Source organism: Epilithonimonas bovis DSM 19482, from assembly GCF_900108115.1.
Classification (GTDB): Bacteria; Bacteroidota; Bacteroidia; order Flavobacteriales; family Weeksellaceae; genus Epilithonimonas; species Epilithonimonas bovis.
On sequence record NZ_FTPU01000014.1, the window covers coordinates 1 to 13,315 of the forward strand.

Sequence of the window (13,315 nt, forward strand, 5' to 3'; positions counted from 1 at the left end):
ATAGACCAATTCCCATTTCGGAAAATCACCAGGCAACATCCTCCATTGGCAACCGGTTTTCACCAAATACATTATGGCGTTCCAAATGGTTCTTAAATCATATTTTCGCTTTCTGTCATTGAGGTTCAAAGTTTTTTTTATAAATTGCCACTGATTGTCAGAAATGTTTGTCGAGTAATTTTTCACTGTAATTTAATTGATTAGTAACCAACAAGTTACGGAAAATAAACAACATAAACAACTGACAATCAGTTTTTTTATAAGATTATTTTATAAAATAAACGCCATACGAATTTTTCTAATTTAATTTTTAAACAGGCTCTAAATAAACAAGTTGCCATTGTTACCGGCTCTAGCAGTGGAATAGGAAAAGGAATTGCTATCAGTTTGGCAAAATCCGGTGCAATTGTTATCGTGAATCATTCATCCGAACATTCTCGTCCGGAAGCGGAAGAAACGCTTAAAACCATTGAAGAAAACGGAGGGGAAGGCTTTATCATCCAATGTGATGTGAGTAAGGAAGACCAAGTTTTGGCAATGTTCCAAACGACTATTGATAAATACGGAACTGTAGATATTCTTATTAATAACGCAGGTTTACAACAAGATGCACCATTTGTAGAAATGACCCTTGCTCAATGGCAAAAGGTTATTGATGTGAATCTGACCGGACAATTTCTTTGTTCAAGAGAAGCGATTAAGGAATTCCTGAAGCGAGGAATGGGCTCAGGAATATGGGAAACAAAAAATCCGTGTGAATAATATTTGTCCGGGCGCAATCCAAACGCCAATCAACAAATCCGCTTGGGATAGTCAAAAATCTCTGGATGCGCTGATGACGCTAATCCCGTATGATAGAATCGGGCAACCGGAAGACATTGGAAATTTAGCCGTATTTTTGGCGAGTGATTATTCGGATTATATTACAGGTGCGAGTATCTATGTGGATGGTGGAATGACCAGCCTGGAGAGTTTCTCGGATAACGGGTAAATTATAGATGATGAGTGATAAATGATAAATGATTGATATTTTGGATCAGAAAAAACTATTGGGTAAAATTGAACTCAGGTTCTAAGAAGTATCAATTATCATTGACCAATCATTATTTATTAGTTGAAAGAATAACAAAACCTCAGCATAGCCCCGATGGGAACGGCATCCTTTTTTGTTATTGCGATTGTTGATAAGTTCTACAGATTGCTTCACTTTGTTCGCAATGACAAGAAAGATATAGTGGACAGCGGGTTGGGATGTTCTAGCAAAGGTACAACCGTGTTGCTCCTAATAAAAAGAATAATTATTCTCGAAAATAATTAGAAAAATGAATGAAGAAGAAAAATTAAAAAATCCGGATTGGAAAAAGTGGGGACCTTACGTGAGCCACCGCCAATGGGGAAATGTACGCGAAGATTACAGTACCAACGGTGATGCGTGGGGATTTACTGGTCACGATATGGCGGAAGCCTGGACTTACCGGTGGGCAGAAGAAGGCATCGCGGGAATCTCGGATGAGAAGCAACAGATGTGTTTTGCACTTTCTTTCTGGAATAAAAATGACTGCCGAGTCAAGGAGCGTTTTTTTGGACTGAGTAATTATCAGGGAAATCACGGTGAAGATATCAAGGAGATTTTTTACTATCTGGACAATACACCTTCTCATAGCTATATGAAGATGGTTTACAAATACCCAATCAATGCATTTCCGTACGATGACCTCATCAATACGAATGCGCAACGATCCAACAAAGACCCAGAATATGAACTTATTGACACAGGAATCTTCGACAATGATGAATATTTTGATATTTTTATTGAATATGCAAAAGCTGGCGAAGACGATTTTTTAATCAGAATCGATGTTCATAACAGAAGCAACAAAGCTGCGCCAATCGTAGTTTTACCAACAGTGTGGTACAGAAATAACTGGATATGGGGTTACAATGATTACAAAGGAAAACTAGGATTTTCTAAGCGGGGCGAAATTGATATTCATCATAATAGTCTTAGTATAAAAAAACTTTATTCCCGAAACAGAAATGTGGATGCGTTGTTTTGTGAGAATGAAACCAACCGTTCGAGGTTATTTAATCTTCCGAAGACTGAAGGTTTTTTCAAAGACGGAATCAATCAATACATTACGAAAGGTCTTGATACTATTAATCCTTCTAAGACTGGGACAAAAGCATCTGTTCATTGTGAAGAGATTATAGAAGCGAATAGCAATAAAGTTTTTGAGTTCCGATTATCGCCACATATTATGGAGGATGCGTTTTGGGATTTTGATGAAATTGTTGCAAGAAGGAAACAAGAAGCTGATGATTTCTACGGAAACATCCAGCAAGACATTGAGAATGAGGATGAAAAAAATGTTCAAAGACAGGCTTTTGCTGGATTGCTTTGGAACAAACAATTTTATCATTACAACGTTGGAAAATGGCTGAAAGGCGACCCGAATTTCCCGATCCAAAGAAAAGGCTTTGTAAGAAACAGCAATTGGGAACATCTTCATAATAAGGACATTATATCGATGCCAGACAAGTGGGAATATCCTTGGTATGCGACTTGGGATTTGGCGTTCCACTGTGTGAGTTTTTCTGTAATTGATTCGGAATTTGCTAAAAATCAATTGATTACATTGACAAAAGAATGGTATATGCATCCAAACGGTCAGCTTCCGGCTTACGAATGGAATTTTGATGACGTTAACCCGCCTGTTCATGCCTGGGCAACCTTCCGGGTTTTTAAAATTGATGAAAAAAACAACGGCAAACCTGATCTTGCATTTTTGGAACGTGTTTTCCAGAAGCTGTTGCTCAATTTCACATGGTGGGTCAACCGGAAAGACTACAATGGAAAAAATATTTTCGGAGGCGGATTCTTAGGACTCGACAATATTGGCGCCTTTGACCGCAATATGGAATTCAATGAAGGGGAACATCTTGAACAAGCCGACGGAACAAGCTGGATGGCAATGTACGCACTGAATATGATGCGTATCGCTATGGAATTGGCAACGTACAATCCTGTTTATGAAGATATGGCGATTAAATTTTTCGAGCATTATCTTTATATCGCCGAAGCAATGGAAAACATTGGGGAAGGCAAGCAAGGACTTTGGAACGAAGAAGATGGTTTTTTCTACGATTTGCTTCAGCTTTCCAATGGAGACAGTGTGAATTTGAAACTTCGGAGCATCGTGGGATTGATTCCGATGTTTGCAGTAGAAGTTGTGGAACACAGTCTTTTGGAAAAACTTCCGGAGTTCAAAAAAAGAATGGAATGGGTTCTGAAAAATAAGCAAGACCTGACCAAACTCGTTTCCCAATGGTATGTTGAAGGCGAAGGCAATAAACACCTTTTGAGTATCCTCAGAAAAACAAGATTGACCCAAGTTTTAACAAGATTGGTTGACGAATCTGAATTCCTCAGCGATTACGGAATCCGCGCGATGTCTAAAGTCTATGAGGAAAATCCTTTCCGATTCACTGTTCACGGGCAGGAACACGTGGTTTATTACACGCCTGCAGAAAGCGACAGCCGAATGTTTGGTGGCAACAGCAACTGGCGCGGACCGATTTGGTTTCCGATTAATTTTCTGATTGTTGAAAGTTTACAGCGTTTTGATTTCTTTTTCGGAGATTCTTTAAAAATAGAATATCCAAAAGGAAGCGGAGAATACAAAAATCTGGATGAAGTTTCAAAGGATATCAGCAACAGACTTTGTAAGATTTTCCTGAAGGATGAAAATGGAAACAGAGCATTCAACGGTGGCGTTGAGAAATTCAATCAAGACCCACATTTCAAAGATTACATTATGTTCTTCGAATATTTCCACGGTGACAATGGTCGAGGCGTTGGCGCTTCACATCAAACAGGATGGACTTCTACGGTGGCGAAGTTGATCCAGCCGAGACTTTCTAGCCGATAAACTAAAAACCTTATCAGATTTTGATAAGGTTTTTTATTAGAATGAATTACTTCTATTTTATAGCATTCTTCGAAATATCTTTTAAAAGTTTTTTCTGATTAACAAAAATCAGTTGATTTGCTGAATAGCTAAAATTTGGTCCTGAACTTTTTCTATTGATTTGTTCTTGAAGAGTTTGTTCAGACGGATATTTTCTTCCTTCTAAAGTCTGGGAAGACGAGACTTTTTGATAGTATATTTTTTTCAAAGATTTCAAATCATAGACTTCAATAATAACAAATGCTTCATTTTTACTGTATTGAAATGGCAATTCTGTTTCAATATTGGCAATTTCATCCCTCACATTTTTGGTATAACTATTAACCAAATAATCAAAATCTGTAGAGTTTTTCAAAGTCTCCAGTTCGTCTAAACTTGGATGATAAGCGATTTTGTTTGGAATCAAGTTCTCTTTTTGCGCATCCATAATCGTTTTGGCATTTCCATTACTTAACTTATTAAACAAGTCAAAATTGTTCTGATTAAATTTTATTGCATCAGTAGAATTTAAATCCGTAAGGGCTTTATTAATCATCCATTTTTTGTTATCCTTAAAAACCAAAGACTTACTAAATCCTTGATAATCTCTTTGAGGAACTACAATACAACTTTGGAAAAATATTAAAAGAAAAATTGGAAAAATAATTCCTAATTTAATTTTCATTTTTTAGTTTTTACGGATTTTTAAACTACTACTCCATTCACGCTGACTTCATAAGAAATCTCAACATTTGGCTCCAATGTTTTAGAAACAGAACAATATTTTTCGAAAGATAATTCCGATGCTTTTTTTGCTTTTTTCGGGTCGATTTCGCCTTCTAGGAAAAACTTTACTTTGATGGATTTGAAAGGTTTTGCTTCATCCACCTGAACTCTTTCGCCTTCCACTTCAGCTTTGAAATCGGTGATATTCTGGCGTTGTTTTTTCAGGATAGAAACGACATCTATCCCGCTGCATCCGGCAACCGCCATCAGCACAGACTGCATGGGCGACACGCCTTTGGCTCCCGGCAAAGTTGTATTATCCAATAGTATTGAATTGCCCTGTTCGTTAGAACATTCAAACAAAAAATCATCATTGATCCTGTTAAGTGTAATTTTCATTTTTTTATTGATCTCGTTAAATTAACCTCAAAATTACAAAAACAAAATTTGGCAAACCTATTCATTATTATAATTAATTTGGCAAAAATTTTAAATAAAAAACATGAGATATTTCTTTCTTGTTCTTACTTTATTTATTAGTAATTAGTACTTTTTTTATACACAAGATTCAGATTTGGGCATGCCTGATGTTGTTACAAAAGCAGAATTCCCCGGCGGTATGGAAGCATTCCGAAAAGAATTCATGACGATGGTTTACGGTTATGTGGATGTAACAGCCTACGCTGTAAACGGGCCATTTTCCTTCATTATCACCATTGATGAAAAAGGAAAAATGAGCGAGCTGGTTATCTACCCAAAAGTTAAAAATGATGAAGAATTTGTTCAGGATATGACTTTTGCCATGAAGAAATGGAAACCGGCAACAATTGACGGAAAACCAATAAGTTCCAATATCAATTTTACCAACTTTACAACAGATCATGCTGATCATGGTGATTAAAGATGAAGAAACCCGCCCTTTTCTCATGGATCATCACACTCATTGTCATCGATCAAAATTTTCGCAAAACAATTAGCCCTGCCATTCTGTCACAATATTTTGTATCTTTGTAAACTAAATCAACTCGGAGAATTTTTCGAGACTTAAGTTTATAAAAGTGCAGGAAAAATATATAGACGAAACCAAACAGGGCGAAGCTTTTGCCATCGCAGAAAAACCGGAAAACAGCAAAAAACTGTTTTTGGAAAGCTATGGGTGCCAAATGAATTTCTCTGATTCTGAGATTGTTGCATCTATTCTTAACGAACAGGGATACAACACGACTCTGGACGTAAAAGAGGCAGACCTAATCCTCATCAACACGTGTTCTATCCGTGAAAAAGCAGAACAAACGGTAAGAATGCGTTTGTCACAATTCAAAAATCAGAAAAAAGAAAATCCTAATCTTACAGTTGGTGTACTTGGCTGTATGGCAGAGCGCCTAAAAACCAAGTTTCTGGAAGAAGAACACCTCGTAGACCTGGTTGTAGGGCCCGATGCTTACCGTGATCTTCCGAATCTTTTAAAAGAAACTGAAGACGGAAGAGATGCCATCAACGTCATCCTTTCAAAAGAAGAGACGTATGCAGATATTAATCCGGTCCGTTTGGGAGGGAACGGCGTTACTGCCTTTGTGACCATTACCAGAGGCTGTGATAACATGTGTACTTTTTGTGTGGTGCCTTTTACCAGAGGCCGTGAGAGAAGCCGGGATCCGCACTCGATTATCGAAGAATGTCAGGATCTTTGGAACAACGGTTATAAAGAAATTACACTTCTGGGGCAAAATGTAGACTCATATCTTTGGTATGGCGGCGGTCCCAAAAAAGACTTTGCCAAAGCTACCGAAATGCAAAAAGCAACCGCTGTTGATTTCGCACAATTGCTCAGTCTGGTAGCGAATGCTGTTCCGGAAATGAGAATCCGTTTTTCTACATCCAACCCGCAGGATATGAATATCAACGTGTTCGAAGTGATGGCTAAGCACGATAATATCTGCAAGTATGTTCATTTACCCGTCCAGAGCGGCAGCGACAGGATTCTTGGACTGATGAACCGTCAGCATACCAGAGCAGAATATTTGGATTTGATCAGAAAAGCGAAGGAAATTGTTCCAGATATTTCTTTTTCACAGGATATGATTATTGGGTTTTGTACAGAAACCGAAGAAGACCATCAGGATACTCTATCGCTGATGCGGGAAGTAGAGTATGATTATGGCTATATGTTTGCCTATTCGGAAAGGCCGGGGACGCCAGCTCACAAAAAGATGGCTGATGATATCCCAGCAGATGTGAAGCAAAGGCGTCTGGCGGAAGTGATTGCCCTGCAAGGCGAACTCTCTAGAAAAAGAATGGCTTCTTATGTAGGCCGGGTTCATGACATTTTAATAGAAGGGGTTTCCAAAAAGAATAAAAACCAGTGGAAAGGTAGGAATTCTCAGAATGCTGTTTGTGTGTTTGATATGCTGGAAGGGCAAAAAATTGGTGACATAGTTTCCGTTTTTGTTCACGGCAATACGCAGGGAACGCTTTTGGGGGAAACAGTGGCTTAAGTCTCGATGAAAAGTTTTTCATACATAATCATTATGATGAGCCTGATTGGCAATTGCCAGTCAGCTAAGGCTTTCTGCACTCAAAACACAACTTATGTATGTTCGGAAAACAAGATTGAAAAAATATCAAATGAACAGGCCAAACAGCTTTTAAAAGATTTTGGACACTTTATTTCAAAATACAATCAAAATCTTCAGAAGCATTTTGCTTTTCTCTGCACCAACCAACAAATTGATTTTACTGGAGAAATATCTAAAAAGGCTGAAAGCAGTAACTCTGAGCAAATTTTTAAAATCCACAAGAAAACCTCCAAAGTTAGGAACAAAGACCATTTAGATACAATTGTTTTAAACTGAAATAAAAAATTTAAAACTTAAAAAATCTTCTAAAATGGCAGACTTACAATCTATAAAAACAAGGTTTGGGATTATCGGGAATTATCCGGCACTCAACCGCGCACTAGAAAAGGCAATTCAGGTTGCTCCAACAGATATTTCGGTCCTCGTAATCGGGGAATCCGGCGTTGGGAAAGAATTTATCCCAAAAATCATTCATGCAGAATCCAAAAGAAAACATCAACCCTATATCGTCGTCAACTGTGGCGCAATACCGGAAGGTACGATAGACTCTGAACTGTTTGGTCATGAGAAAGGTGCATTTACCGGTGCAACTTCTACAAGGAAAGGTTATTTTGAAGTGGCCGACGGTGGGACTATTTTCCTTGATGAGGTGGGAGAACTCCCGCTCCAGACACAGGTTCGACTTCTCCGGGTTCTGGAAAGTGGCGAATTTATGAAAGTCGGGTCTTCTCAGGTTCAGAAAACCAATGTGAGAATCGTAGCGGCAACTAACGTTAATATGATGAAAGCGATTACGGACGGCCGTTTTCGCGAAGATTTGTATTACCGCCTGAACACCGTTCAGATCGATATGCCGCCTTTGAGAGAAAGGAAAGGTGATATCCATCTTTTATTCAGAAAATTTGCTGTCGATTTTGCCGAGAAATACAGGATGCAGGAGCTTACCCTGACACCGGATGCCGTGTCTTATCTGGAGAGCTACTCGTTCCCGGGCAATGTGCGGCAACTGAGGAATCTCGTAGAGCAGATGACTGTGGTAGAGCAACACCGCGAGATTAATGCTATAAAACTGGCAGAATATATCCCGATGAATGCCAACCTGCCTGCTGTTGTTCAAAAAGGCACCACGGGAAGCAGCGGTTCCGATTTTGGTTCGGAGAGGGAAATTATGTATAAAATCCTGTTTGATATGCGCAGTGATATCAATGATTTAAAATCATTAACTTCGGAGCTTATAAAAAACAGAGGTAACGGCGACCTTAGCAATCAGGAGAAAAATCTGATTAACAGGATCTACACACCAGAAACGCACAGTCAAAACCCTAATTCTCTGTTGTATTTTGAAAACGAAACCCGTCATCCAACCATCATTTCGGATAATGACGACCATCATTTTAACGATGTCGAAGATGTAGAAGTAGAGGAGGCCAAGCCAGAATCCCTGTCTTTGCAGAATAATGAAAAAGATTTGATTATCAAAGCATTAGAAAAACACAAAGGCAGAAGAAACAGAGCAGCGGATGAACTGGGTATTTCTCAGAGAACGCTTTACAGAAAAATAAAACAGTATAACCTAGAAGAATAATGGTCAGAAGTCACAAGCCACCAGCCACAAGCCCGGGAATTAAAATATTTTTTCTATTATCTTGGCTCATGGTCCTTAGCAGTTGTTATTCCTTCACAGGTTCTTCTTTGCGGGAGGACATGAAAACGGTAAAGATCAACACGTTCCCCAACAATGCTCCCAACAATCTCCCGAGCCTTAGCCAGGATTTTACGGTGGCCGTACAAAACCGTTTTTTGCAGCGAACAACACTGAAAGGTGCTGTAGAAAACCCGGATCTGCTTATAGAAGGAGAGATTACAGATTATAACATTACACCTACCAGTATTGGTAACGCTACGACCAGTACTACAGGCAATACCGTGCAGGCACAACAAAACAAACTGACTATTACTGTAAAAGTGCATTACGAAAACGCAAAAGACCCCACGCTGAATTTTGACAGAACTTACAGCGACGAGGCCGTTTTTAGCAGCGATCTTGACCTTAATACCATAGAAACCTCACAGGTGAAAATTGTAAATGAGAGAATCATTAATAAAATCTTTAATGACATTGTAGCCAATTGGTAAAGACATGAATACGAGAGTTTTAGAATTAATAAAAAATCCAAAAATCATTACAGAATCTGATCTGGATATCCTGGCATCCGAATCAGAAAAAACACCCTATGCACAAAGCATCAGAGCACTTTACCTCTATGGGATCAATCTTTATCAGCCAGAAAAATACAAAGAAAACCTTTCCCGCACTGCGGCATACACCACCGATAAAAAGATACTTTATCAATTCATCAATTCTGAAAAGATAAACAAAAAAGAGCAGTTGCCTAATGAGCAACTAGCCTTGGAAGACGCTAATATTCAGCCAACTAAAGAGATTAGCAAAACTCAGGAAGAACAGATTACTCCGGAAGAGTTGCCACAGGAAGAAATTGAAGAAAAGCCTGAAGAAAAGCCGGTAAACATAACGGATTCTAATGAAAATATAGAAGCTGAAAAAGTGAGTAAGCCATCCTATAACATTTCACCTTCCATCACATTTACATCGGCTAACAACATTGTATATCAGATAAATAACACAAAAACACAAAGTGGGAAAACAGGCTTCCCAATTCCCCAAACTGTTGTTTCTAAAAAAGTTATTGAAAGACCGGCAGAAGAAGAACTATCCGAACCTGCCAATCCCGAGCTTATTGCAGAAATAGAACAGGCAGAAACACCATCACTCAACAAGTTCGACATTAATAAAATTATTGAATCAGAGGATCAGGAAGGATCAGAATTTATAGTTGTGGAGGGCGAAAAAAACAGATTATTGTATGAAGGTGAAGAAAACTTTATGGCAGAGCAAACGCCTGAACTGGATCTGGAAGCTACGGCAGAATCTGGCGAACTGACTCTGAAACAGGAAAATGAAACTGTTGTTACGCCAATCGTCCCGGCAGAAAACAGGCCGGAAGAAGTCTTGTTTGAAAATAACAATGGACTTCAGAGCAATGAACCTGTTGAAAGCACTGTTAAAGATGAGAACGATGATATCAGCTTCGGTGGTGCTCAGGATTTTATGCCGGATGTGAAATTTTCTGTCCCAAAAAATCATCTTGATTACCTCAATCCCCCAAAATATGAGACCCAATTAACTAAAGAAGATCAGCATAAAACCGGTCATCATTATGAAGGCCCAACCTTACAAGAAGATCTGGAAATACAAGATGCCAATGCAGTAAGTTTTGCAGAAACGCAGGCTTTTGACTTTGCTAATGCAGAGGTAGAACCAAGCAAGATAGAACATAATTCGGATGACAAAATCGTTATAGCAGACATCCCGGAGCCGGAAGACAACGGCTGGAAACCGATGCAGTTCTCGGGTAATACACCGGATGCTTTAATTGGCAAGCCAGAAAAAGAGCCGGCCGTGGAAGAAGAACCGGCTGTCAGCGAAAAATTCAAAATTGACCTGATTGAAGAGCCAATGGTCCAAGATAACGAACAAAAGAATGGTCTCGAAGAGAATTTCGTAGTAGAAGAAAGCACTGTGGAAACCCCTCAGGAACCTAAAGAAGAAGAGCTTCCCGTTATCAATGTTTCATTTTTTGGGGATGATGTTGCTAAAATAGAAGATCATAAAGAAATACCGGTTACTTCTTCTGTGGAGAAACCAAAGCAGAATGATGACAGCAACGTTGGCCGTTTTATCAATACCTGGCAAAACTGGCTAAAGATCGAACGTAATGACCAGCCTGAACAAAAGGTAACAAAAAAAGAAAAAATTATTGATAATTTTATCGAAAACAACCCGAAAATTTCCCAGCTGAAAGACGAAAACGCATACGTTATAAAAGAGAGAAAAGACGACATCTCGCACCTGATGACCGAGACGCTTGCCAGATTATACACCGAGCAAAAACTCTATACAAAAGCTATTAAAGCTTATGAAATCCTTTCTAAAAAACATCCGGAGAAGAAGGCTTATTTCGAAGATAAGATAGAAGAAGTTAAAGAAAACAGAAAACCATAAACAAAAACTCCGGGAATTATCCCGGAGTTATTTATTTCAGTTCAATTGGGTTATTTCGGCTCTTGATCTCATTCTCCATTCTTTTTTGCATATTCTGCATTTGTTTTGGATCAAAGGAAGGCCCGCCGGGGCCTCTGCTACCGCCAGGACCAGAACCACCGCCCCTTTGGGAATTAGAAAAGCTGACAGGATCTTTCTGAAATTTCTTCTCCAGGTCAGCGTACTTACTTTTACTGATATTGATGTACTGGCCTCTGGTTTGTGGCTGTTGTACACTCGCAATTTTTTTAGTTTGCCTCAGGTCAAAAGAATAATCTCCTTTAGCATCCTGCACTTTCACAATCAGTCCCGGCAGGCCGGAAAACTTGTAAGGCCCGTCCTGCAAAGGAATCTCTTGTGTAAACCATGCATACCATGTCCTTCCGCCATATACTACCTCTGCTTTTTGCGTATTATACTCGCCTATCTTAACAGTCTCCGGTAAGATTTTCCAAGGGAAAGCTGGTGTTTCATTATAAGAATACTGATCTCTGCCAATTCTGGATTTATAAAGCAGGCTTTGCTTACCAAGATCTTTTTCAATAGAGAACTGCAGATTGCTTCTCAGATTTTCCATCTGTGAGCGGTCAAAACTTTTTGTTGCACGCATCCGTTCCATTACAGAATCTCTTTTAAGTGTATTTTCTGCATAGAAATAAGACTGCTTGCCATTGGTATCCAGATAAGCCAATTCAGATTTCCTGCTGTCTGTATTAGTAGAATCAGGCGTTGTTGTGACTTGATAAACAAAGCGTGTACTCTGCTGTGCCATCAGCATCGGCATAGCCAAAAGGCTCAGTATTTTCACAATCTTCATATGATTATTTATTAGTTAGTTCTATAGGGTTTGTATTTCCAAAATTGGTAAAACCGGTGTTCTGCCCGGATGTAGCGGCCGGCATCCCGCCCATATTGGGTGCACCGCCCATTTCGCCATTTGGCATTCCGCCATTGCCTCCGGGTGGGCCGTTAAAACCGCCGTTCATAGCACCATTCCGCTGATGCATACCACGCCCGCCACCTGGATTAAACTGATCCAAATTAATTTGTGAATCCTTATTTTTTGACAACTCCATTCTTACAGAAGCCTTATCTCCCGCAAAGTTAATCCTGCTGGACTTCCTTGCATCAGGCATAATCTGTTCCTGATAAGCATTAGTGACAACCACTTTTTTTAAAAAACTGAATCTGTAATCACCTTTATCATCTTCCAGTTTCAAGATCAAACCGGGTAATCCGTAAAACTTGTATGGCCCGTCTGATAATTTGATATCCGGCGAAAACCAGGCCGTCCAGTTCCTGCCTCCAAAATTGACGGTTGCTTTCTGTATCTTGTACCCTTTATACTCCGAGGTCTGTGGTGTGATCTCCCAATTCAGCTTGCGGTCTTCCTGATAATAAACCTGTTTGGGGCCTACATTCTCTACAAGGTTTACACTATTACCTGCCAGATCTTTTATAATAAAATATTCAAAAAATGTTGGTTGGATAGATTTTCCGTCGGCCAGTTTAGGAAAATCCGGCTTATCTTTTTTGGATTTTTTAATCTCCTGTTTTTCCTGAAGTTTCAGTGTACTTCTCAGGGAATCTCTCAAAAGCCGGCTTTCGCTGATGAACAAAGTCTGCGTCTTACTGACATCCAGAAAGGTTTTCTCAACCTTCATATCCACCAGGTTGATGGTGTCCGGATTAGCTTCGGTTTGATAAATATAGCGATCGGTCTGGCAAAATACTTTCCCAAAAGCCAAAAACATTATGAGGACAATAATCTTATTCATATTCTGATGGTTTGATTAACAAATAACAGCAAAGTTAATTATTACTCCTAGGAGAATTAATATTTGTTTATTTTAATTGGGATAACTTAACATAACCCGTTGATTTTCAAATAAAATTAACAACCCGCACATGTATAGGAAATCATCAAAATAGATGACATCAAT

The 13,315-nt window shown here is 39.1% G+C and carries 11 protein-coding genes and 1 pseudogene; 7 read left to right on the top strand and 5 right to left on the bottom strand.

Going from position 1 to position 13,315, the window contains the following annotated elements; translation table 11 throughout:
- Positions 1 to 186 (bottom strand): transposase (locus B0B05_RS07595; protein WP_143745972.1); only part of this gene is annotated, 186 nt, incomplete at its 3' end.
- A 201-nt stretch (positions 187 to 387) separates the two neighbouring features.
- On the opposite strand from B0B05_RS07595, the pseudogene B0B05_RS07600 reads away from it, so the two are divergent.
- Together B0B05_RS07600 and B0B05_RS07605 are read left to right on the top strand one after the other, a co-directional pair.
- A pseudogene (locus B0B05_RS07600) lies at positions 388 to 991 on the top strand (SDR family oxidoreductase).
- A 331-nt stretch (positions 992 to 1,322) separates the two neighbouring features.
- Positions 1,323 to 3,929 carry an MGH1-like glycoside hydrolase domain-containing protein gene (locus B0B05_RS07605; protein WP_076783067.1) on the top strand — a complete coding sequence of 869 codons (2,607 nt, stop codon included), beginning with the start codon at positions 1,323 to 1,325 and terminating at the stop codon, positions 3,927 to 3,929.
- Positions 3,930 to 3,981: 52 nt separating this feature from the next.
- Here the strand turns inward: B0B05_RS07605 and B0B05_RS07610 are convergent, their stop codons facing one another.
- Both B0B05_RS07610 and B0B05_RS07615 read right to left on the bottom strand, forming a co-directional pair.
- Positions 3,982 to 4,632 carry a hypothetical protein gene (locus B0B05_RS07610; protein ID WP_076783068.1) on the bottom strand — a complete coding sequence of 217 codons (651 nt, stop codon included), beginning with the start codon at positions 4,630 to 4,632 and terminating at the stop codon, positions 3,982 to 3,984.
- A 20-nt stretch (positions 4,633 to 4,652) separates the two neighbouring features.
- A complete protein-coding gene (locus tag B0B05_RS07615; protein ID WP_076783069.1) occupies positions 4,653 to 5,072 on the bottom strand; it encodes an OsmC family protein in 420 nt (139 codons plus the stop codon).
- Positions 5,073 to 5,253: 181 nt separating this feature from the next.
- Here B0B05_RS07615 and B0B05_RS07620 point away from each other — a divergent pair, with 181 nt between their 5' ends.
- From B0B05_RS07620 to B0B05_RS07645, 5 genes are all read left to right on the top strand, one after another.
- Positions 5,254 to 5,574, top strand: a complete 321-nt coding sequence (locus B0B05_RS07620) for a hypothetical protein (protein WP_076783070.1) — start codon at positions 5,254 to 5,256, stop codon at positions 5,572 to 5,574.
- Positions 5,575 to 5,731: 157 nt separating this feature from the next.
- Positions 5,732 to 7,168, top strand: a complete 1,437-nt coding sequence (gene miaB / locus B0B05_RS07625) for a tRNA (N6-isopentenyl adenosine(37)-C2)-methylthiotransferase MiaB (protein ID WP_076783071.1) — start codon at positions 5,732 to 5,734, stop codon at positions 7,166 to 7,168.
- 391 nt (positions 7,169 to 7,559) lie between these two features.
- Positions 7,560 to 8,834, top strand: coding sequence for a sigma-54 interaction domain-containing protein (locus tag B0B05_RS07635; protein WP_076783073.1), 1,275 nt, complete (start codon positions 7,560 to 7,562; stop codon positions 8,832 to 8,834).
- Entirely contained in the window at positions 8,834 to 9,385 is a 552-nt protein-coding gene (locus B0B05_RS07640) for an LptE family protein (RefSeq protein WP_084173905.1), read from the top strand. Before B0B05_RS07635 ends, B0B05_RS07640 begins: the two co-directional genes overlap by 1 nt.
- Before the next feature lie 4 nt (positions 9,386 to 9,389).
- Positions 9,390 to 11,333: a hypothetical protein gene (locus B0B05_RS07645; RefSeq protein WP_076783074.1), complete on the top strand. Its 1,944-nt coding sequence runs from the start codon at positions 9,390 to 9,392 to the stop codon at positions 11,331 to 11,333.
- A 31-nt stretch (positions 11,334 to 11,364) separates the two neighbouring features.
- On the opposite strand, the gene B0B05_RS07650 is transcribed toward B0B05_RS07645, so the two are convergent.
- Positions 11,365 to 12,189, bottom strand: coding sequence for a GLPGLI family protein (locus B0B05_RS07650; protein ID WP_076783075.1), 825 nt, complete (start codon positions 12,187 to 12,189; stop codon positions 11,365 to 11,367).
- Between the two features lie 4 nt (positions 12,190 to 12,193).
- Positions 12,194 to 13,150 carry a GLPGLI family protein gene (locus B0B05_RS07655; protein ID WP_076783076.1) on the bottom strand — a complete coding sequence of 319 codons (957 nt, stop codon included), beginning with the start codon at positions 13,148 to 13,150 and terminating at the stop codon, positions 12,194 to 12,196.
- Positions 13,151 to 13,315 lie beyond the last annotated feature (165 nt).

Excerpts from the sequence above, each read along its gene's own strand:
- B0B05_RS07605 (WP_076783067.1), top strand. The coding sequence starts at position 1,323 with ATGAATGAAGAAGAAAAATTAAAAAATCCGGATTGGAAAAAGTGGGGA.
- B0B05_RS07610 (WP_076783068.1), bottom strand. The coding sequence starts at position 4,632 with ATGAAAATTAAATTAGGAATTATTTTTCCAATTTTTCTTTTAATATTT.
- B0B05_RS07615 (WP_076783069.1), bottom strand. The coding sequence starts at position 5,072 with ATGAAAATTACACTTAACAGGATCAATGATGATTTTTTGTTTGAATGT.
- B0B05_RS07620 (WP_076783070.1), top strand. The coding sequence starts at position 5,254 with ATGCCTGATGTTGTTACAAAAGCAGAATTCCCCGGCGGTATGGAAGCA.
- B0B05_RS07635 (WP_076783073.1), top strand. The coding sequence starts at position 7,560 with ATGGCAGACTTACAATCTATAAAAACAAGGTTTGGGATTATCGGGAAT.
- B0B05_RS07640 (WP_084173905.1), top strand. The coding sequence starts at position 8,834 with ATGGTCAGAAGTCACAAGCCACCAGCCACAAGCCCGGGAATTAAAATA.
- B0B05_RS07645 (WP_076783074.1), top strand. The coding sequence starts at position 9,390 with ATGAATACGAGAGTTTTAGAATTAATAAAAAATCCAAAAATCATTACA.
- B0B05_RS07650 (WP_076783075.1), bottom strand. The coding sequence starts at position 12,189 with ATGAAGATTGTGAAAATACTGAGCCTTTTGGCTATGCCGATGCTGATG.
- B0B05_RS07655 (WP_076783076.1), bottom strand. The coding sequence starts at position 13,150 with ATGAATAAGATTATTGTCCTCATAATGTTTTTGGCTTTTGGGAAAGTA.